The sequence below is a fragment of the Pseudomonas sp. FDAARGOS_761 genome (assembly GCF_013343155.1).
GTDB lineage: Bacteria > Pseudomonadota > Gammaproteobacteria > Pseudomonadales > Pseudomonadaceae > Pseudomonas > Pseudomonas aeruginosa.
This window is the reverse complement of the sequence record NZ_CP054572.1, coordinates 2,543,320-2,562,913: the sequence shown is the minus strand read 5'-3', so window position 1 is coordinate 2,562,913 and position 19,594 is coordinate 2,543,320. Positions and strand designations below refer to the sequence as shown.

At 68.4% G+C, this 19,594-nt stretch carries 17 protein-coding genes and 1 pseudogene; 12 read left to right on the top strand and 6 right to left on the bottom strand.

The window, feature by feature from the left end; genetic code table 11:
- Positions 1-106: 106 nt before the first annotated feature.
- From FOC67_RS12045 to FOC67_RS11995, 11 genes and pseudogenes are all read left to right on the top strand, one after another.
- Positions 107-1,558: a carbohydrate-binding protein gene (locus FOC67_RS12045; protein ID WP_003089363.1), complete on the top strand. Its 1,452-nt coding sequence runs from the start codon at positions 107-109 to the stop codon at positions 1,556-1,558.
- Between the two features lie 176 nt (positions 1,559-1,734).
- Entirely contained in the window at positions 1,735-2,484 is a 750-nt protein-coding gene (locus FOC67_RS12040) for a GntR family transcriptional regulator (RefSeq protein WP_003089358.1), read from the top strand.
- Entirely contained in the window at positions 2,481-4,205 is a 1,725-nt protein-coding gene (locus tag FOC67_RS12035) for a fumarate reductase/succinate dehydrogenase flavoprotein subunit (RefSeq protein ID WP_003139390.1), read from the top strand. The genes FOC67_RS12040 and FOC67_RS12035 overlap by 4 nt, the downstream gene beginning before the upstream one ends.
- An 85-nt stretch (positions 4,206-4,290) precedes the next feature.
- Entirely contained in the window at positions 4,291-4,536 is a 246-nt protein-coding gene (locus tag FOC67_RS12030; protein WP_003089354.1) for a ferredoxin family protein, read from the top strand.
- A 149-nt stretch (positions 4,537-4,685) separates the two neighbouring features.
- Positions 4,686-4,877, top strand: a pseudogene (locus FOC67_RS12025) (ABC transporter ATP-binding protein); the annotation flags it as partial.
- Positions 4,874-5,839, top strand: coding sequence for a HEAT repeat domain-containing protein (locus tag FOC67_RS12020; protein WP_024947886.1), 966 nt, complete (start codon positions 4,874-4,876; stop codon positions 5,837-5,839). The pseudogene FOC67_RS12025 and the gene FOC67_RS12020, both read left to right, overlap by 4 nt.
- Positions 5,836-6,117 carry a gamma-butyrobetaine hydroxylase-like domain-containing protein gene (locus FOC67_RS12015; RefSeq protein WP_003112225.1) on the top strand — a complete coding sequence of 94 codons (282 nt, stop codon included), beginning with the start codon at positions 5,836-5,838 and terminating at the stop codon, positions 6,115-6,117. The genes FOC67_RS12020 and FOC67_RS12015 overlap by 4 nt, the downstream gene beginning before the upstream one ends.
- Before the next feature lie 301 nt (positions 6,118-6,418).
- On the top strand, positions 6,419-7,816 hold the full coding sequence (gene oprB, locus FOC67_RS12010) for a carbohydrate porin OprB (protein ID WP_152934953.1): 1,398 nt from the start codon (positions 6,419-6,421) through the stop codon (positions 7,814-7,816).
- A gap of 153 nt (positions 7,817-7,969) precedes the next feature.
- Positions 7,970-10,381: a glucose/quinate/shikimate family membrane-bound PQQ-dependent dehydrogenase gene (locus FOC67_RS12005; RefSeq protein ID WP_174707731.1), complete on the top strand. Its 2,412-nt coding sequence runs from the start codon at positions 7,970-7,972 to the stop codon at positions 10,379-10,381.
- A gap of 131 nt (positions 10,382-10,512) precedes the next feature.
- Complete coding sequence (locus FOC67_RS12000) at positions 10,513-12,633, top strand: TonB-dependent receptor (RefSeq protein WP_003089339.1); 2,121 nt, start codon at positions 10,513-10,515, stop codon at positions 12,631-12,633.
- A 120-nt stretch (positions 12,634-12,753) separates the two neighbouring features.
- Positions 12,754-13,041: a hypothetical protein gene (locus FOC67_RS11995; RefSeq protein WP_003089338.1), complete on the top strand. Its 288-nt coding sequence runs from the start codon at positions 12,754-12,756 to the stop codon at positions 13,039-13,041.
- A gap of 12 nt (positions 13,042-13,053) precedes the next feature.
- On the opposite strand, the gene FOC67_RS11990 is transcribed toward FOC67_RS11995, so the two are convergent.
- The 6 genes from FOC67_RS11990 to FOC67_RS11965 are packed head-to-tail and all read right to left on the bottom strand — an operon-like array spanning position 13,054 to position 18,440.
- On the bottom strand, positions 13,054-13,689 hold the full coding sequence (locus FOC67_RS11990) for a hypothetical protein (protein WP_003089334.1): 636 nt from the start codon (positions 13,687-13,689) through the stop codon (positions 13,054-13,056).
- On the bottom strand, positions 13,676-15,220 hold the full coding sequence (locus FOC67_RS11985) for a M48 family metallopeptidase (protein ID WP_174707730.1): 1,545 nt from the start codon (positions 15,218-15,220) through the stop codon (positions 13,676-13,678). Before FOC67_RS11985 ends, FOC67_RS11990 begins: the two co-directional genes overlap by 14 nt.
- Positions 15,221-15,883 (bottom strand): hypothetical protein, encoded by a 663-nt coding sequence (locus tag FOC67_RS11980; RefSeq protein ID WP_004349794.1) that lies wholly within the window; start codon positions 15,881-15,883, stop codon positions 15,221-15,223.
- Positions 15,880-16,551: a hypothetical protein gene (locus FOC67_RS11975; RefSeq protein ID WP_014603818.1), complete on the bottom strand. Its 672-nt coding sequence runs from the start codon at positions 16,549-16,551 to the stop codon at positions 15,880-15,882. The genes FOC67_RS11980 and FOC67_RS11975 overlap by 4 nt, the downstream gene beginning before the upstream one ends.
- Positions 16,548-18,005 carry a M48 family metalloprotease gene (locus FOC67_RS11970; RefSeq protein WP_174707729.1) on the bottom strand — a complete coding sequence of 486 codons (1,458 nt, stop codon included), beginning with the start codon at positions 18,003-18,005 and terminating at the stop codon, positions 16,548-16,550. Before FOC67_RS11970 ends, FOC67_RS11975 begins: the two co-directional genes overlap by 4 nt.
- A 6-nt stretch (positions 18,006-18,011) precedes the next feature.
- Positions 18,012-18,440, bottom strand: a complete 429-nt coding sequence (locus FOC67_RS11965; protein WP_009315805.1) for a hypothetical protein — start codon at positions 18,438-18,440, stop codon at positions 18,012-18,014.
- Between the two features lie 287 nt (positions 18,441-18,727).
- Here FOC67_RS11965 and FOC67_RS11960 point away from each other — a divergent pair, with 287 nt between their 5' ends.
- Positions 18,728-19,582, top strand: coding sequence for an AraC family transcriptional regulator (locus FOC67_RS11960; protein WP_003131783.1), 855 nt, complete (start codon positions 18,728-18,730; stop codon positions 19,580-19,582).
- Positions 19,583-19,594: the final 12 nt, after the last annotated feature.

Here is a 19,594-nt window from a genome sequence, read left to right as displayed (position 1 = left end):
GGTAGACGTTCGCGCCTGTGTTTCGAGGCGTTCGCGGCGGCCAAGGCGGCGGTTCGTCGGACAGCCCCTCCGGATGCATTTCCTACCTTCATCCGAGGAGCGGTAAATGATCAGGATCGACTTTTCCCAGTTGCACCAGGCCCGCGAAGATGCCGCGGCGGCCATGCCGAGCATCGCCGGCAAGAAGATTCTCATGGGCTTCTGGCACAACTGGCCGGCCGGCGCCGCCGACGGCTACCAGCAGGGCTCGTTCGCCAACATCGCGCTGGAAGACGTGCCGAGCGAGTACAACGTGGTCGCCGTGGCCTTCATGAAAGGGCGCGGCATCCCGACCTTCCAGCCATACAACCTGTCCGATGCGGAGTTTCGCCGGCAGGTCGGCGTGCTCAACGCCCAGGGCCGCGCGGTGCTGATCTCGCTGGGGGGCGCCGACGCGCACATCGAGCTGCACGCCGGGCAGGAGCAGGCGCTGGCCGCCGAGATCGTCCGCCTGGTGGAAACCTACGGTTTCGACGGCCTGGACATCGACCTCGAGCAGAGCGCCATCGACCTGGCCGACAACCAGCGGGTGCTGCCGGCGGCCCTCAAGCTGGTGCGCGAGCACTACGCCGGGCAGGGCAAGCACTTCATCGTCAGCATGGCCCCGGAGTTCCCCTATCTGCACAAGAACGGCAAGTACGTGCCTTATCTGCAGGCCCTGGAAGGTGTCTACGACTTCATCGCGCCGCAGTACTACAACCAGGGCGGCGACGGCCTGTGGGTCCAGGAGGCGAACGGCGGCAAGGGCGCCTGGATCGCGCAGAACAACGACGCGATGAAAGAAGACTTCCTCTACTACCTCACCGAGAGCCTGGCCACCGGCAGCCGCGACTTCGTGCGGATCCCGGCGCAGCGCCTGGCCATCGGCCTGCCGAGCAACGTCGATGCGGCGGCCACCGGCTACGTGATCGATCCCGCCGCGGTGAGCAATGCGTTTCGCCGCCTGGAGGCCGCCGGTCATGCGATCAAGGGCCTGATGACCTGGTCGGTGAACTGGGACGATGGCCTGAACAAGCGCGGCGAGCGCTACAACTGGGAGTTCCGCAAGCGCTACGCCAGCCTGATCCATGACGGCGAGGGCGGCGACCAGCGCCCGGCGGCGCCGCAGGGCCTGCGTCTGCTGGAGCGCGGTGAAACCAGCCTGGTGCTGGCCTGGAACGCCTCCAGCGGGCAGCGTCCGATCGATTACTACAGCCTCTATCGCGACGGCGCCATGGTTGGCCAGAGCGCCGCGCTGGGTTCCACCGACAGCGGCCTGACGGCGGACACCCGCTACAGCTATTTCGTCACCGCCACCGATACCCAGGGCAACCAGTCGCTGCCCAGCGAAGGCCTGGAGGTCAGCACCAGCGGCGGGGCGGTGGATCCGCAATTCCCGCAGTGGCGGGAGAACCAGGCCTACCGGGTCGACGATGGGGTGACCTACGAGGGGCTGCGCTATCTCTGCCTGCAGGCGCACACCTCCAACAGCGGCTGGACGCCGCCGGTAGCCTTCACCCTCTGGCGGCCGCTGCGCTGAGGGGGCGGGCCGGTCCGCGCCGCGGGCCGGCCCTTTGGCCGGCGAGAACCACGCACGGGGCGGTGGCCTATCCATATGCGTTTTCGGTATTTCCGCTTGATCGTTCATGGCGTTTACCATCACAGCATAACTTGTTATAACAAGTGTCCGAGCCACTCCGACGAGCGAATCCGACCATGGGCAAACTGCTCCCGCTTTCTCCCGTGCCGCTGTACAGCCAGCTCAAGGAGCTGCTGCGCGGGCGCATCCTCGACGGCGTCTACCCGCCGCTCAGCCGCATGCCTTCGGAGAACGAGCTGGGCAAGGCCTTCGACGTCAGCCGCATCACCGTGCGCCAGGCGCTCGGCGACCTGCAGAAGGAAGGGCTGATCTTCAAGATCCACGGCAAGGGCACCTTCGTCGCTCGGCCGAAGGCGTTCCAGAACGTCAGCACCCTGCAAGGCCTGGGCGAGTCCATGACGCAGATGGGCTACGAGGTCATCAACCGCCTGCACGGCCTGCGCTACGTGCCGGCCGGCGCGCAGGTGGCCGAGCGCCTGCGGGTGGAAGAGGGCAGCCCTGTGTGCGAGATCAAGCGGGTGCGCCTGGTCAACCGCGAGCCGGTTTCGCTGGAAGTCACCTACCTGCCGCAGGCGCTCGGCGAGCGCCTGGAGAAGGCCGACCTGGTGACCCGCGACATCTTCCTGATCCTCGAGAACGATTGCGGCATTCCCCTCGGCCATGCCGACCTGGCCATCGACGCGGTGCTCGCCGATGCCGACCTGACCCGAGCCCTGGCGGTCGAGGAGGGCGCGCCGATCATGCGCATCGAGCGCCTGACCCATGCCGCTGACGGCGCGCCGCTGGACTTCGAATACCTCTACTACCGCGGCGACGCTTTCCAGTATCGCCTGCGCATCGATCGGCAGAAGGGAGAGCGGGCATGAACACCCTGGAGCAGGAATACGACATCGTGGTGATCGGCGGCGGCACCGCCGGGCCGATGGCGGCGATCAAGGCCAAGGAACACGACCGCGAACTGCGCGTGCTGCTGGTGGACAAGGCCAACGTCAAGCGCAGCGGCGCCATCAGCATGGGCATGGACGGGCTGAACAACGCCATCGTCCCCGGCCACGCCACGGCCGAGCAGTACACCCGGGAAATCACCGTGGCCAACGACGGCATCGTCAACCAGGCGGCGGTCTACGCCTATGCCAGCCACAGCTTCGAGACCCTGCGGCAACTGGATCGCTGGGGCGTCAGGTTCGAAAAGGACGAGACCGGCGACTATGCGGTGAAGAAGGTCCACCACATGGGCGCCTACGTGCTGCCGATGCCGGAAGGGCACGACATCAAGAAGGTGCTCTACCGCCAGCTCAAGCGTGCGCGGATCCCCATCGCCAACCGCCTGGTCTGCACCCGCCTGCTCACCGATGCCGAGGGCGCGGTGAACGGCGTACTCGGTTTCGACTGCCGCAGCGGCGACTTCCATGTGATCCGCGCCAAGGCGGTGATCCTTTGCTGCGGCGCGGCGGGCCGCCTGGGCCTGCCGTCCTCGGGCTACCTGATGGGTACCTACGAGAACCCGACCAACGCCGGCGACGGCTACGCCATGGCCTATCATGCCGGCGCCGAGCTGGCCAACCTGGAATGCTTCCAGATCAACCCGCTGATCAAGGACTACAACGGCCCGGCCTGTGCCTACGTCACCGGCCCGCTGGGCGGCTATACCGCCAACGCCAGGGGTGAACGCTTCATCGAATGCGACTACTGGAGCGGGCAGATGATGTGGGAGTTCCACCAGGAACTCGAAGGCGGCAACGGCCCGGTGTTCCTCAAGCTCGACCACCTGGCGGAGGAAACCATCCAGACCATCGAGGACATCCTCCATGGCAACGAACGCCCCAGTCGCGGACAGTTCCACGCCGGGCGCGGCACCGACTACCGCCAGCAGATGGTCGAGATGCACATTTCCGAGATCGGCTTCTGCTCCGGCCACTCGGCCTCCGGCGTGTGGGTCAACGAGAAGGCCGAGACCAGCGTGAAGGGCCTCTACGCCGCCGGCGACATGGCCGCGGTGCCACACAACTACATGCTCGGCGCCTTCACCTATGGCTGGTTCGCCGGGCGCAACGCCGCCGAATACGTCGCCGGGCGCGCCTTCAGCGCGGTCGACCGCGCCCAGGTCGAGCGCGAGCGTGCGCGGATCGAGGCGCCGCTGCTGCGCGAGCACGGCCTGCCGGCGGCGCAGGTGGAGTACAAGCTGCGCCGGCTGGTCAACGACTACCTGCAGCCGCCCAAGGTGACCCGCAAGATGGAATTGGGCCTGCAACGCATCCAGGCCATCGCCGAGGACCTGGAGCGGATCAAGGCGGACAACCCCCACGAGCTGATGCGCGCCCTGGAGGTCAGCGCGATCCGCGACTGCGCGGAGATGGCCGCGCGCGCCTCGCTGTTCCGCACCGAGAGCCGCTGGGGCCTGTACCACCATCGGGTGGACTATCCGCGGCGCGACGACGAGGCCTGGTTCTGCCACGCGCACCTGAAGAAGGACGAACAGGGGCGCATGGCCAGCTTCAGGAAACCGGTCGAACCCTACCTGTTCGCCATCGACGAGGGCGAACAGCAGGCCTACCAGCGCTTGCGGCTGAGGAACGACGCCGCCTAGGGCCCCGCGCCCCGGCGTAGTACCGCTAGACACCGAGCCCGCCGCCACGAAAGCGGGCCAGATCGAACCACGAGGACCGCGTGCCATGGCCTACCGACCCCAGGACATCTTCTTCCGCAGCAGCGCCCCGGTGACCATCGACGAAGACCGCTGCATCGCCGACAAGGGCTGCACCGTCTGCGTCGAGGTCTGCCCGATGGACCTGCTGGCCATCGATCCGACGACCCGCAAGGCCTACATGGCCTACGACGAGTGCTGGTACTGCATGCCTTGCGAAAAGGACTGCCCGACCGGCGCGGTGAAGGTGGAGATTCCCTACCTGCTGCGCTGACGCCCGCTTCCGGCAAGCGAGGCACAACCTGCCATCCGGCCACTCCCGGACGCCACCCTGAAACACCCCTCGTTTCCCACCACCGTCCGGGTGGCGGAGACGATTCCCATGACCCTGATTCGAGGGGAATCCCCATGCGACTGCGTGCAATCCTGGCCAGCCTGACGCTGGATTTCCCGCGCCCTCGCGACGCCCGGCTGGTGACCAGCGCCGACTTCGTGCACCTGAAGCGCCACTGCCTGGAACTGCTCGACCACGACGACGGCCGCCAGTGGCCGCGCCTGACCCCGCTCGGCCTGCCGCCGGGCATTACCCCGGACCGACTGCGGATCGCCATATGACCTGTGAAAACGCCACCCTGCCCGAAATCCTCGAACTGTCGCCGCGCCTGGAGGACGCCGATCCCGGCGTGCGTCGCCTGGCGCTGATCGAACTGGCCGACCTGGAGCTGCCGGAGGCGCTGCCGTTGCTGGTTGCGGCCCTGCGCGGCGATCCCGACCCCGGCGTGCGCGGCGAGGCCGCGCGCCTGCTGGAGGCCTGGGAGGAAGACGCGGTGGTCGATGCGCTCTGCGCGGCTCTGGCCGATCCTCTGCCGGCGGTGGCCGAGGCCGCCGCGCAGAGCCTTGGCGAACTCAAGGAACCGGCCGCCGGGCGGCGCCTGCTGCCGTGGCTCGAGCATGCCGATGCCTTCGTCCGTGCCAGCGTATTGCGTGCGTTGCGCGAACTGCGCCTGGAGGAAAGCGCCGCACCGGCCCTGGCCGCCCTCGGCGACCCGCAGGCGGCGGTGCGCCGCGAGGCGGTGGCGGTGCTCGGCTGGCTCCGCCACCAGCCGGCCCTGGCCGAACTGGCCAGGCTGGCCAGCGCCGACGCCGACCCGGAGGTGCGCCGGGCGGCCACCGGCGCCCTCGGCCTGAGCCGCGAGGCGGCGGTGCTGCCGGCGCTCTGCGCGGCGCTGGCGGACGCCCAATGGCAGGTTCGCGAAGAGGCGGCGACGACCCTTGGCAAGCTGGGCCGGGAGGAGGCCGGCGAGCCGCTGCTGAAAGCACTGGCGGACGACTACTGGCAGGTCCGCCTGCGCGCCGCGCGGGCGCTCGGGCGCTTGCGCCACCGCCCGGCGCGGGAGGCGCTGGAAGCGTTGCTCGGCCATCCCATCGGCAACCTGCGCAAGGAGGCCGCCCTGGCCCTCGGCGAACTGGCGGACCCGGCCTCGGCCCAGGCCTTGCGGGTCGCCGAAGGCGACGGCGATCCCGAGGTGCGCAAGGCGGTGCGCATCGCCCTGGCGCAACTGCGGGTGCCGGCATGACCCAGCCGCCGCTGCGCCTGCGCAATGCCGCCAGGGACGGCTGGCTGATTCTCGAATGGGCGGACGGCGCGGTCAGCCGGATCGACCATGCCCGCTTGCGCGCCGCCTGTCCCTGTGCGCAATGCCGGGCGCAGCGCCTGCGCGGACGGATCGACGCGGCGGAGCAGGGCGTGCGCCTGCGCGATATCCGCCTGCAGGGCTACGGCGTGCAGTTGGTGTTCGACGATGGTCACGAGCGCGGTATCTACCCCTGGTCCTATCTGCGCGACGAACTCTGAGCGGAGGATTGTTTCGCTATCGGAAACAACGTGAAGCGCGCTCATGGGTATCAGGTTGTTTCCGCGCTCCGCGATCTTCACCGTAGCCGCTCTGCGCCTCGGTCGTCCTGAGCGAGAGCGCCAGGGCTTGGCTTCGTTGTCGTTTATGTAACAGTGTTTTCCAGCCTGAAACGTTTCAGCTTTGCCCGCAAAGTCCTTATCATTCGCAAATTAACCATTGTTCTGCTTGGCTCAGATCATGAGCCCTCTTCATATACCCTTGTTCCTGGCAAGGGTATCGAGGGAGTAGAGCGGTCGCTGCATGCGACCAGTCGACCATTCGCAACGAGGAAGCGTTCGCGTGAAATCCCATCTTCTCCGTCCGGCCCTGCGCCCCGTGGCGGGCAGCCTGCTGTCCGCCTCCCTGCTGTGCAACGCGGCGCACGCCGCCGAGGCGTTCTCGCCGAACTCGAAATGGATGCTCGGCGACTGGGGCGGCAAGCGCACCGAGCTGCTGGAGAAGGGCTACGACTTCAAGCTGGAGTATGTCGGCGAGGCGGCGGCCAACCTCGACGGCGGCTATGACGACGACAAGACCGGGCGCTACACCGACCAGTTCGCTCTGGGCGTGCACATGGACCTGGAGAAGATCCTCGGCTGGAAGGCCACCGAGTTCCAGTTCACCGTCACCGAGCGCAACGGCAAGAACCTTTCCAACGACCGCATCGGCGACCCGCGTGCCGGGCACATCAGCTCGGTGCAGGAGGTCTGGGGCCGCGGGCAGACCTGGCGGCTGACCCAGCTGTGGCTCAAGCAGCAGTACTTCGACGGCGCGCTGGACGTGAAATTCGGCCGTTTCGGCGAGGGCGAGGACTTCAACAGCTTCCCCTGCGATTTCCAGAACCTGGCCTTCTGCGGCTCGCAGGTGGGCAACTGGGCGGGGAGCATCTGGTACAACTGGCCGGTCAGCCAGTGGGCGTTGCGGGTGAAGTACAACTTCGCGCCGGACTGGTACGTGCAGGTCGGCGCCTACGAGCAGAACCCGTCGAACCTGGAGACCGGCAACGGCTTCAAGATGAGCGGCAGCGGGACCAAGGGCGCGCTGCTGCCGGTGGAGCTGATCTGGCAGCCGAAGGTCGGCGCCGAGCAACTGCCGGGCGAGTACCGGCTGGGCTACTACTACAGCACGGCGAAGGCCGATGACGTCTACGACGACGTCGACGGCCAGCCGCAGGGGCTGACCGGCAACGACTTCAAGTCGCGCGGCAGCAAGCATGGCTGGTGGGTGGTGGCGCAGCAGCAGGTCACTTCGCACAACGGCGATGCTTCGCGCGGGTTGAGCCTGTTCGCCAACCTGACGGTCCACGACAAGGCGACCAACGTGGTGGACAACTACCAGCAGCTCGGGGTGGTCTACAAGGGTCCGTTCGATGCGCGGCCGAAGGACGACATCGGCCTGGGCATCGCGCGCATCCATGTCAACGATGATGTGAAGAAGCGCCAGCGCCTGGTGAACCAGGTGAACGGCATCGACGATTACGACAACCCGCTGTACCAGCCGCTGCAGGACACCGAGTACAACGCCGAGCTGTACTACGGGGTGCATGTGACCGACTGGCTGACGGTGCGGCCGAACCTGCAATACATCAAGCAGCCGGGCGGGGTCGACGAGGTCGACAACGCGCTGGTGGCGGGGATCAAGATCCAGACGGTGTTCTAGGCTGTTGCTTCGGACAACCGCGATTCGGTCATGGCCAGCGGCCATTTCTTCAGCGCCGCCCAACGCGGCGCGGCGGGCTGAACAGCCCGGCGTGCAGAACGTAATAGGAGAGTAAGCAATGCCTGTCATCAACCCCGAAGGGAGTACCGGACGATGAGCGAAGGTAACCGCAGTCGATCGCGCCTGCTGCCGAGCCTGCTCGGCCTGTTGATCCTGCTGTCCGGCCTGGCGCTGCTGGCCGGCGGCATCAAGCTGGCGAGCCTGGGCGGCTCGCTGTACTACCTGCTGGCCGGCATCGGCCTGGCCCTGAGCGGGCTGTTGCTGCTGCTGGGCAAGCGTGCGGCGCTAGGCCTGTACGCCCTGGTGCTGTTCGCCAGCACCGTCTGGGCGCTGTGGGAAGTCGGCCTGGACTGGTGGCAACTGGTGCCGCGCCTGGCCCTGTGGTTCGTCTTCGGCCTGCTGCTCTGGCTACCCTGGTTCCGCCGCCCGCTGCTGGCCGACGGTCCGGCGCCGCTGGGCACCGCGGCGCTGGGCGTGGCGGTGGTCCTGGCCGGCGCCGCCGCGGTGGGCAGCCAGTTCACCAATCCGGGGCAGATCGTCGGTCGCATCGACCGCGACAGCGGCATGACCAGCACCGCCCCGGCGATGCCGGACGGCGACTGGCAGGCCTACGGCCGCACCGAGTTCGGCGACCGCTACTCGCCGTTGAAGCAGATCACCCCGGCCAACGTCGGCCAGCTCGAGGAAGTCTGGCGCATCCGTACCGGCGACCTGCCGACCGCCGACGATCCGCTGGAACTGACCAACGAGAACACCCCGCTGAAGGTCAACGGCATGCTCTACGCCTGCACCGCGCACAGCAAGGTGCTGGCCCTCGACCCGGACACCGGCGCGGAAATCTGGCGCTTCGATCCGCAGATCCAGAGCCCGGTAGGCTTCAAGGGCTTCGCCCACATGACTTGCCGTGGCGTCTCCTACTACGACGAAGAGCAGTACGCCAGGAGCGACGTCGGCGCGCCGCCGGCCGCGCTCTCCGAGGCCGGCAAGGCGGTCGCCGCCAGTTGTCCGCGGCGCCTGTTCCTGCCCACCGCCGACGCCCGCCTGATCGCGATCAACGCCGACAACGGCAAGGTCTGCGAGGACTTCGGGGTCAAGGGCGCGGTCGACCTGACGGCCGGCATCGGTCCGTTCACCCCGGGCGGCTACTACTCCACCTCGCCGGCGGCGGTCACCCGCAATCTGGTGATCATCGGCGGCCACGTCACCGACAACGAGTCGACCAACGAGCCGTCCGGGGTGATCCGCGCCTTCGACGTGCACGACGGCAAGCTGGTGTGGAACTGGGACAGCGGCAACCCGGACGAGACCGAGCCCCTGGCTCCCGGCAAGTTCTATACCCGCAACTCGCCGAACATGTGGTCGCTGGCCAGCGTCGACGAGAAGCTCGGCCAGGTCTACCTGCCGCTGGGCAACCAGATGCCCGACCAGTGGGGCGGCAACCGCACCCCCGGTGCCGAGAAGTTCAGCGCCGGCCTGGTGGCCCTCGACCTGAACACCGGCAAGCTGCGCTGGAACTACCAGTTCACCCACCACGACCTGTGGGACATGGACGTCGGCAGCCAGCCGACCCTGCTCGACCTGAAGACCGCCGATGGCGTCAAGCCGGCGCTGATCGCGCCGACCAAGCAGGGCAGCCTGTACGTGCTGGACCGCCGCGACGGCACGCCGATCGTGCCGATCCGCGAAGTGCCGGCGCCGCAGGGCGCGGTGGAGGGCGACCATACCGCGCCGACCCAGGCGCGTTCCGACCTCAACCTGCTGCGCCCGCCGCTGACCGAGCGTGACATGTGGGGCAGCAGCCCGTTCGACCAGATGCTCTGCCGCATCCAGTTCCGCTCGCTGCGCTACGAGGGCCAGTACACCCCGCCGTCGGAGCAGGGCAGCCTGATCTATCCGGGTAACGTCGGGGTGTTCAACTGGGGCGGGGTGTCGGTCGACCCGGTGCGCCAGATCCTCTTCACCAGCCCCAACTACATGGCCTTCGTCTCGCAGATGGTGCCGCGCGACAAGGTGCCCAGCGGAAGCAAGCGCGAGGGCGAGACCAGCGGCGTGCAGCCGAACACCGGCGCGCCCTACGCGGTGATCATGCATCCGTTCATGTCGCCCATCGGCCTGCCGTGCCAGGCGCCGTCCTGGGGTGACGTGGCGGGTATCGACCTGACCACCGCCAAAGTCGTCTGGCAGCACAAGAACGGCACCAGCCGCGACAACACCCCGGTGCCGATCGGCCTCACCGTCGGCGTACCGAGCATGGGCGGCTCGATCACCACCGCCGGCGGCGTGGCCTTCCTCAGCGGCACGCTCGACCAGTACCTGCGCGCCTACGACGTGAAGGACGGCAAGCAGCTCTGGCAGGCGCGCCTGCCGGCCGGCGGCCAGGCCACGCCGATGAGCTACACCGGCAAGGACGGTCGCCAGTACGTGCTGATCGTCGCTGGCGGACACGGCTCCTTCGGCACCCGCATGGGCGACTACATCATCGCCTACGCCCTGCCCAGGCAATGACCCGCCCACCGGGAGCCCACAGCCGGCTCCCGGCCTTCCGGGCTTCGGCCCGGAAGGGGCTTTGCCAAGGGGAGGCGCGTTCCCGCCCTTGGCAAAGTCCCTTCGATACCTTGCGATCCGCGGAACCCTGCATGCCGTCCCGACCCCGTCCCAGCTTCGTCTCCCACCTGTTGCCCGGCTCCCTCGCGCTCTGCGGCCTGGCCATCGCCTGCGCCGTCCAGGGCGAGGAGCGACGCAGCCTCGAACCCATGGTGGTGACCGGCAGCTACAACCCCAGCGATACCTTCGACCTGCCGTTCTCGGTGGATAGCATCGAGCGCCGGCAGATCGCCGACGGCCAGCTCGGCATCAACCTCTCGGAAGTCCTGCCGCGGGTACCCGGCCTGGTGGTGCAGAACCGCCAGAACTACGCCCAGGACCTGCAAATCTCCTCGCGCGGCTACGGCGCCCGCTCGGCCTTCGGTATCCGCGGGCTGAAGCTGCTCGCCGACGGCATCCCGGCCAGCACGCCGGATGGCCAGGGCCAGGCCGCGACCCTCAACCTCGACGTCGCCGAGCGCATCGAGGTACTGCGCGGGCCGGCCTCGACGATCTACGGCAGCAACGCCGGCGGGGTGATCCAGATGTTCTCCCGCGACGGCCAGGGCGCCCCGCGGGTCGGCGCGGAAACCACCGTCGGCAGCGATGGCCTGAGCCGCAACCACCTGTACACGGAAGGCGAGGGCGACGGGGTCGGTTTCCTGGTGGATGCTTCGCGGATGGACACCGACGGCTACCGCGACCACAGCGCCGCGCGCCGCGACCAGACCTTCGCCAAGCTCAACTTCAGGCCCGACGCCGACAGCCGCCTGGCGCTGATCTACAGCAGCCTGGAGCAGAACGACACTGAAGATCCGCTGGGGCAGACCTGGGACGCCTACAAGCACGACCCGCGCTCCGTCACCGCCAACGCCGAGCTGTACGACACGCGCAAGAGCATCGACCACCAGCAGGCCGGGATGAACTACGAGCGCTACTTCGGCGAGGCGACCTTGCAGGTCAACGCCTACGTGGGCAAGCGCAGTGTCGTGCAGTACCTGTCGATCCCCAGGGGGGTGGTCTCCAACAGTCAGCGTGGCGGCGGCGTGGTGGACTTCGACCGCGACTTCCACGGCGGCACCGTGCGCTGGCTGCAACCGGTACGCCAGGCGCCGGGCGAGCTGAACCTGACCGTCGGCCTCGACTACGACCAGAGCCGCGACGACCGTCGCGGCTACCAGAACTTCAACGGCGACCAGCTCGGCGTGAAGGGCGAGTTGCGCCGCGACGAGGTGGACACCGCCACCAGCCTCGATCCCTACCTGCAGGCGAGCTGGGCCATCGACGCCTGGACCCTGCAGGCCGGGGTGCGCCACAGCACCATGAAGATGGAGGTCGACGACCGCTACTTGAGCAACGGCGATGCCAGCGGCTCGCGGCGCTACCGGAAGAACACCCCATCGTTCTCGGTGATGTACGCCTTCACCCCCGACCTGCACGGCTACCTCAGCGCCGGCAAGGGCTTCGAGACCCCGACCCAGGCGGAGATGGCCTATGCGCCGGTGGCGGCGAACGCGCCGGACGTCTTCAACTTCGGCCTCAAGCCGGCCACCAGCAGCCAGTACGAAGCCGGGCTGAAGGCGCGCCTGTGGGGCAATACGCGGGTCAACGCGGCGATCTTCCAGATCCGCACCGAGGATGAGATCGTCGTCGCCAGCTCCCTCGGCGGTCGCACCAGCTACCAGAACGCCGGCAAGACCCTGCGCCGCGGCTTCGAACTGGGCGTGGAGAGCGAACTGAGCGAGCACTGGAACGCCAACCTGGCCTATACCCGGCTATCCGCCACCTACGATTCGGATTTCGAGGCCGGCGGCAAGACCATCGGCAAGGGCAAGCACCTGCCGGGCGTGCCGGCAAGCAGCCTGTTCGGCGAACTGGTATGGAAGCCCGTGGAGGGCATCAGCATGGGCTGGGAAGGCATGTACCGCAGCCAGGTCTACGTCGAGGACAGCAACAGCGAAAAGGCCGCGCCGAGCTATGCGGTATTCAACTGGCGCACCCGCTTCGAACAGCGCCTGGGGGCCTGGACCTTCCACCAGCTGGTGCGCCTGGACAACCTGTTCGACCGCCAGTACGTCGGCTCGGTCATCGTCGGCGACGGCAACCGGCGTTACTACGAAGCGGCCCCCGGGCTGTCCTGGTACGCGGGAGCCGGGGTCGAATACCAGTTCTGAAGTGCCGGGCGCGCTTGTTCGCGCTACCCGGCCAGCCCTTGTCAGCGTCGTCAATTCCGATTACTGTATGGATGTACAGTAATCGGAAATCGCCTGCCTGCGCGACAAGGAGCACCGATCATGAGCCACAACCTTGCCGAACTGCCGCTGTCCCGACGCCGCGCCCTGGAGCGCGAGAAACAGGCCTGCCTGCGCCTCCACCTGTCCCGCAATCGTGCCAGCGAACGCCTGGAGCGCGCCGTGCGCGACGAAGTCGAGCGCCTGCTGGGTGCCCGCGAACGCCAGGGGGCCGGCTGGCCGGAGTGGGTCAGCGCGGAACTCTGCGTGGCGGACGACCCGCTCTTCGTGCGCAAGGTGGTGGCGCGCCTGAAAGCCGCGGTGGACTGGCAACGCCAGCGCGCAGCCTGAGCGTTGCTCGCTTCAGGCCCCGCTGCCGTCGCTCCCGGGCGCGCGATGATGTTGCAGGGCGCGCTGACGATGGCCGGCGAGGATGTACCGGTAGATCAGTCGTGCGAGTGGCTCCAGTTCCATTTTCTGGCCGTTCAGCGCGGCGCCGCAGAGTGCCAGCTTGACCCGCTTGCCGCCGGCCACCGCACGGGCTTCGGGGCGGGCGAAAGCCCGCGGGTCGAAACGGGCATGGCTGTCGAAGCGCGGTGCCGTGCAATCGAAGGTGGTCGCGAAGGTGAGTTCCAACCAGCGCCCGCGCTCGATCTCCAGCGACTGGAAGGTGTACATCGGCACCTGCGGCGCGTTGGCGAAGGCGATGCTCTCCGGGGTCAGGGTGAGCGCTACCTGGCCGTGGCGCCGGTAGAGGAACACGCCCGCCAGGCAGGCGTACAGGCCGCCGCCCAGCAGCAGCGCGGCTGGCAGCCAGAACAGCCATTGGCCACTGGCCAGACGCCAGGCGTGGGGCAGCGAAGCGAGCCAGAGACCGGTGGCGCCAGCCACCAGGCCAGCGAGCAGGGCGACGCAGGCGGTGCCCCGCGAGACCTCGCGGATCTCGCAGCGGGCTTCCAGCGGCGGCAGTTCGTCGAGGGTTTCGTCAGTTTCTTGCATGGGGGTTCTCACAGGTCTTGCCGAGCAGGTCGGCGCTGAGCGCTCGGCTCAACGCCAGGGGGGCGCCGAACCAGACGCTCAGCGCCTGGCTCGGCGGTCGTGTCGGAACGGCCCGGCCAGCGGTCCCGGCCCAGGTGCGTTCGAAGCCCTCTCCCAGCGCCGTACAGCGCAGGCCCAGCGGAGGGTGGGTATCCTGCGGATGGACCTGGAGTCCCTCCGCCCCGGGGTCCGGTGCTTCCAGGCCGGACTGGCCCAGGTAGACGTGGATGGCGTCCACCAGGTTGTCCGGCGCGTGCGCCGGAGCGAGCAGGCAGTGTTCGAGGAACGCCCGTATCGGCGCGCCGGCCGCTGCGCTGCGCAGTAGGGCCGAGGCCATCGCCGGCGCACCGGCCAGTTGCGCGGCGCGGCGGTCGGCGGCGAATTCGCGCAGGCGGCTCCAGTGGTTCACGGCGAGGGCGAAACGTTCGAGGAAGTACCCGGCCAGCAGCCGCGCCGGTTCCAGTGCCGCACGTTCGAAGACGTTGGCTTCCTGCTCTTCGATGGCGGCCAGTTGGCTCGCGGCGCCCTGGTAGATCGGCAGGAAGCGCAGGCTGTAATGGGCGTCGCGGCCGGCGAAGTGGGCCAGTTCGTGGGCCATCACTGCACTCAGTTCGGCGCGGTCCAGCAGGCCCAGCAACGGTAGCGAGAGGTATAGGCTGCGTCCTTCCAGATGCTCGCCGGAAGGTTGCAGGCAGACGCGGTTGGCGGTCACGTAGAAGCCGTCGCAGAGACCTACCAACAGGTGCTGCGGGGCTGGCGTGTCGAGGCGCGCCGCCAGCTCGCGCAGTAGCGTCCAGAGTTCCGGTGCATCCTCTTCGCCCAGCCGGCGGCCGATGACATCCAGGGCCGGCGCCGGGCGCAGTCGCAAGCGGCTGATCTTCGCCAGCATTTGCCACGCCGACGCCAGCAGGCCGAGAAGGATCAGCGCCACGCTCAGCTGGGTGCGTCCTTCGCTGACCGGAACCTGGCCGACCCGCCACAGCCCGAGGATCTCGAACGTTCCGGCACAGACCAGGGCCAGGGCGAGCAGGCCGATCTGGGCGAGGAGCAGGCAGGGCAGCAGGCGTCGGCCCAGCTCGAACCACAGGAGCAGGCAGCGACGCGAGCGCAGTGCGCTGCGTGCGGCGCCGGCGATGCCGGCCAGGGAGACGGCTCCCAGTACGGCGACCAGCGCCGCCAGGCAGGCTCCGCTATCGGCGAGGACGGCGGCGAAGCGATTCAGGCGCTGTGCGCTTCGCGTGTCGGCGAGTTGCTCGTCGAGCCGCGTCAGGGCCAGGTCGCGCACATAGGCCCGGCCGTCGACCCGGACGCTGGCCCTCGGCGGCAGCGCCCGCGCCTCGGCGAGCGCGCGCTCGACCCGCTGCTGCGCGGCGCCCAGTCGCTCGGCCTGCTGCTCGGCGCGCCAGGACTGCCAGGCGCCGAGCCCCGCCAGCAGCGCTGGAACCAGCACCAGGCAAAGCAGCAGCCTTCGCGGATGGACCGTGCCCTTCACTCAGCCCTGGCTGCGCAGTTGTTGCAGGTAGCGCTGGGCGTGGGCGGCCTGGATGTAGGCGTCGAGGATCGCCGCCATGTCGTCGCAGTCCAGCTTCTTGCCGTCGCTCTGCAGGCCGGCCGACATGATGGTGATGCGCGGGTCCTTGCCTTTGAAGGCCATGGCCTGGGAGGCGAACACCTGGCGTACGGCGCGATGGGTCGGCAGGGGCGTTTCGGGCCGCAGGTGGAGGGTCTGGGTGGTTTGCAGCATGTCGGCCTTGACGCTGAAATCGATGACGTCGGCCAGCTCGACCGGAGCCGACAGGCTGTCGGCCCAGAGCTGGGTACGGGTCAGGCGCATGAAGGGGGTCTTGCCGGAGTTGCGATGCTGGTAGCCGAGGAACAGCCCGAACAGGCCGAGCAGCAAGCCGACGACGCCGACCCCCGGCTTGCCCTGGGTGAACCACATGCCGCTCATGATGAAGGGCACGATGCTCAGCAGCGGACCCAGCACCACGTACTTGCGGGTATTGGTGAACTCGGTGGCCGGCGGCACGTTGGCGATCACCCGCTCCAGATGGGCGATGACCTCGGCGGTCTTCTCCTGGTTCAGTTCCTCGTGTTCGGCGCCGAGGGTTTCGGCGAGGTTGGAGACGAGGTCCCGGGGTTCCTGGTTGCTCATGGAAATATCCTTGGAGTTGGGAGTGAAGAGGAAGCACTGGGCGGGATTTCGCCCAGTTGGCGGAGCCGGGCCTGGGCGCGGGCGATGTCCAGGTAGAGGTCGATGACCTCCGCGGCCTCCAGTAGCGACAGGTTGCGACCATTGAGGCGCCAGCCGGGGGACAGCAGGCGAACCTGTGGGCCGTCCCGGCATTCGCTGACGGCACGCGCGGCGAACGGGTCGAGCGGGCGCGTGGATGGCGCCGGTAGTGCCTTGCCGTGCAGTTCGAGGACTATCGCGGAGAACCAGACTCCGTCCTCCAGGCGCAGGTCGGCGACCTCCAGCAGGTCCAGCGGCGCCGACAGGCTGCGGGCGCGCAGGCGCCCCTGGCCGAGGACGAGGAACGGCGCGTTCCTGGCGTTGCGCTGCAGGCAGGCCAGGCACATGAGGAGGGCGGCCGCCGCCAGCAGGCACAGCGCCGCCGCCTCATGCCCGGGACCGGGGTGGTCGCGCAAGGTCCAGGCGCCGCCGAGCAGCAGCAGGCCGAGCAGGGCGGACAGCGGCGCCGCGCCACGGGCGGCGCCGATGCTTATCCGGTTGGGAACGCTGGCGACGAAGCGCCGCAACCGCGTGGCTTCGTCGTCCCTTGCCCCGGCGGGGCAGGGTGCTTGCGCGCCCGGCGGGATCATCGGCTTTCCCCGTGGCCTGCATCGAGCAGGCGGTTGAGCCACTGCGTGTCGTCGGCGCTGACGATGCGCCTTGCCTGTCGCAGCAGATCGTCGTCGAGCGCCAGGGAAAGGTCCGCGATCCGCTGGTAGGTCGGCGGGTGGCTGTCGAAGGGGTGTTCCAGGCGGCGCGCGCTGTCCTGTTCGTCCAGTTCCAGGGAGTGCCCGCGCAGATGGTCGGTCAGCGCATGCACCAGGTTGCGCGTCTGCGGGCTGGCCAGCAGGCGTTCGATCAGCCCTGCCAGGGCGCAGGTGCGTAGCAGGGCGATGGCGAAGACCCGCGCGCCGGCTACCCGCGCCCCGACCTTGTCGGCGGCCAGTTCCTGGCGGCGATTCCAGTGCAGGTAGGCGCGCTCGAAGCGTTCGAGGAAGTACAGCGCGGCCCACAGGCCCGGCTTGCCGAGCAGGCCGACACGCCCATCCTCGGGTGCGGCGATGCGTTCGATGCGCAGGCGCACCTGCCGCTGCAGGAGCGACAGGGAGGCGCCGTGGGCGGTGTCGCCGGCGGCGAAGTGGCCCAGTTCGTGGCCGATGATCGCGGCGCTTTCGGCCTCGCTCATGACCGTGGCGTAGGTCAGCGGGATGTACAGGGTACGCCCCTCCAGCGGAATGCCGCGGGGCGCCAGCAGGACCTTGGCCTGGGTGACGAAGTAGCAGTGCTCGATGCCGGTGACGACATGGTCCGGTAGCGGCGCTCCGGCGCGGTCGGCGATCTGTCCCAGCCATTGCCAGAGGCCGGGCGCGGCGACCCGGTCGAGTTCGCGGCCGAGCAGGTGGAGCACCGGTTCCTCCAGCGGCAGCAGTTCTCCGCGCAGGCGCCGCAGCATGAGCAGGCCGCCGAGGAACAGCAGCCACAGCGGCAGCGAGAAGAGCAGGGCGACGAAACCGTGACTGTGCCAGTGGCTGTAGCTCCACAGCGCTTCGTAGAGCAACTGGCTGGCCAGGGCGGCGACCAGCAGGCCGGCGTGCAACGGGACCAGTCGACCGAGGCGCCGCCAGGCCGGCGCGAGGTGGCCGAGCAGGTAGGCTTGCGAGCGCATCGAGCGGCGCCCGTCGTATTCCAGTCTCGCCAGCAAGGCGGCCGCGACCAGCGCCGACGCCAGCGCGCAGAGCTTGCCGATAGCGGCCAGCCAGCCGCGCAGAGCCAGCCAAGGATGGTCGCGGCGGATGGCCTCGGCGTCTTCGGCTAACTGGTGAAGATGACCTTCGACGCCATAGGCCGGACGGAACAGGTGACGGGGAATGGCGCCGGCGGCGTCCGGGTCGTTGCGCGCCGAGGCGCTCCAGTCGCGCATGAACTGTTCGTCGCGCAGGGTCGAGTCGACCCGGAAGGCCTGCACGGTGGACCAGGCGTAGAGCGCCAGGGGAATCAGGAAGAGGAACGCGAGCAGCCTTACCCGCAGCGTATCGTGGCTCATCCGCGTTTATTTCTGCTCGAGGTAGTCGGTCAGGAATGCCTGGGGCTCGCCTGCGGATGACAGCGACTCGCTATAGGCGACCTGCCGCGTCTGCTGTTCGCCGGGCAGGTAGAGCTCGCCCCAGCCGTCGCGCACGATCAGGATCACATACTTGCTGCCGTTCAGTTCGGTGGAGTAGCGACTGTCCCTGGCGCTCTTTTCCACCTTTACCTTGTGGATCAGGCGGTCCCAGTCGTGGTCCAGTCCTTCGACCTGCAACAGCGCTTCGCCGGCCGCCGCTTCGCCGATACGCAGGGTCCAGACCTTGAGCCCCTGCTGGCCCTGGTAGGCCAGCACCTTGTCGGCGACTGGCGGCCGCGCCTCTTCGGCCTGCGCCGTGCAGGATCCCCACGCCAGTGCGCCCATCAGCAGCGCCGCAGTCCACTTTGCTATCATTCTCGCCCCCTTTGGCAACGCGATGTAAAAGGGGCGCATCTATTAATACAGGCGCGAGCCACGAACAACCGAGGCGGCCGCCGCTCACAGGAAAAGTGTCGTCGCCCACAGGTTCGGTTCGATCAGCGCACGGAACCATCCTGGAAAGCCGCTGCCTGAACCGGTTCAGATGGTTGCGTCCCACCGATACCTACGCCATGGAAAGCTGGAATCCCTACCACGACACGGAGCTTTATTTCGACGCTCCTTCGCCCCTGTGCCAGTCGCAGATCCTCGACGCGCGCGAAATGCTCGGCAGCGCCACCGGTCACTACCAGGCGCGGACGGTGCGCCCGTCGATGCAGTATTTCGATTGCGACCTGAGCTTCACCGAGCCGCTGCGAACCCACAAGGTGCTGCCGGAAGGCCTGTGCATCGTGCAGATGTTCGACGGCCAGTGGCGGCACAGCGTCGACGGCGGCGAGCCTTATCTCTACAACCTGGGCGGTCCTTCGGTGCTCGGCACCGGCGAGCCGATGGAAGCCTTCGACATCCTGCCGGCGGGCAGCCGCGTGCGCCTGGGTGGGCTGCGGATCGCCGCCAGCTACCTGGAGGAGGAACTGGAAACCGGCGATGGCGCCCTGCGGCCGCTGGCGCGGCTGAAGGGCGACGGCGCGAGCTTCACCCAGTTGTCCCGTTGCGGCGCCATCAGCGCCCTGTTCGAGCGCCTCTACCAGAATCCATACCGCGGCGCCCTCGGACGCCTGCACGAAGAGAGCCTGACCCTGGGCCTGCTGGTGGAGCTGGCCGCCTACCTGGGTGGCGCGGACCTTCGTCGCGCGCGCACCCCACGCGCCCAGCGCGACCTGGCCCACGAAGCGCGCCGCCTGCTGGAGGCGAACCTCGGTGAGCCGCCGGCCAGCCTCGAACTGGCGCGCCAACTGGGGGTCGGCGAAACCACCCTGCGGCGGATTTTCAAGAACGAGTTCGGTCGCTCGATGTTGCAGTACGTCCGCGACCGGCGTCTCGAGATCGGCCGGCAGATGGTCCGCGAGGGTCGCTGGCAGATCGCGCAGATAGCCTATCGCCTGGGTTACTCCAGTCCGGAAAACTTCACCCATGCCTACCGCGCGCGCTTCGGCCATCCGCCGGGGCGCGAGTGAGGCGGACGCGGC

Bases quoted from the DNA above. Each gene is read 5' to 3' on its own strand.
- FOC67_RS12030 (WP_003089354.1), top strand. From the start codon at position 4,291: ATGGCCTACCGACCCCAGGACATCTTCTTCCGCAGCAGCGCCCCGGTG.
- FOC67_RS11990 (WP_003089334.1), bottom strand. From the start codon at position 13,689: ATGCAAGAAACTGACGAAACCCTCGACGAACTGCCGCCGCTGGAAGCC.
- FOC67_RS11965 (WP_009315805.1), bottom strand. From the start codon at position 18,440: ATGATAGCAAAGTGGACTGCGGCGCTGCTGATGGGCGCACTGGCGTGG.
- FOC67_RS11970 (WP_174707729.1), bottom strand. From the start codon at position 18,005: ATGAGCCACGATACGCTGCGGGTAAGGCTGCTCGCGTTCCTCTTCCTG.
- FOC67_RS12015 (WP_003112225.1), top strand. From the start codon at position 5,836: ATGACCCAGCCGCCGCTGCGCCTGCGCAATGCCGCCAGGGACGGCTGG.
- FOC67_RS11995 (WP_003089338.1), top strand. From the start codon at position 12,754: ATGAGCCACAACCTTGCCGAACTGCCGCTGTCCCGACGCCGCGCCCTG.
- FOC67_RS12045 (WP_003089363.1), top strand. From the start codon at position 107: ATGATCAGGATCGACTTTTCCCAGTTGCACCAGGCCCGCGAAGATGCC.
- FOC67_RS11975 (WP_014603818.1), bottom strand. From the start codon at position 16,551: ATGATCCCGCCGGGCGCGCAAGCACCCTGCCCCGCCGGGGCAAGGGAC.
- FOC67_RS12020 (WP_024947886.1), top strand. From the start codon at position 4,874: ATGACCTGTGAAAACGCCACCCTGCCCGAAATCCTCGAACTGTCGCCG.
- FOC67_RS11960 (WP_003131783.1), top strand. From the start codon at position 18,728: ATGCTCGGCAGCGCCACCGGTCACTACCAGGCGCGGACGGTGCGCCCG.
- oprB (WP_152934953.1), top strand. From the start codon at position 6,419: ATGCGACCAGTCGACCATTCGCAACGAGGAAGCGTTCGCGTGAAATCC.
- FOC67_RS11980 (WP_004349794.1), bottom strand. From the start codon at position 15,883: ATGAGCAACCAGGAACCCCGGGACCTCGTCTCCAACCTCGCCGAAACC.
- FOC67_RS12040 (WP_003089358.1), top strand. From the start codon at position 1,735: ATGGGCAAACTGCTCCCGCTTTCTCCCGTGCCGCTGTACAGCCAGCTC.
- FOC67_RS12005 (WP_174707731.1), top strand. From the start codon at position 7,970: ATGAGCGAAGGTAACCGCAGTCGATCGCGCCTGCTGCCGAGCCTGCTC.
- FOC67_RS12035 (WP_003139390.1), top strand. From the start codon at position 2,481: ATGAACACCCTGGAGCAGGAATACGACATCGTGGTGATCGGCGGCGGC.
- FOC67_RS12000 (WP_003089339.1), top strand. From the start codon at position 10,513: ATGCCGTCCCGACCCCGTCCCAGCTTCGTCTCCCACCTGTTGCCCGGC.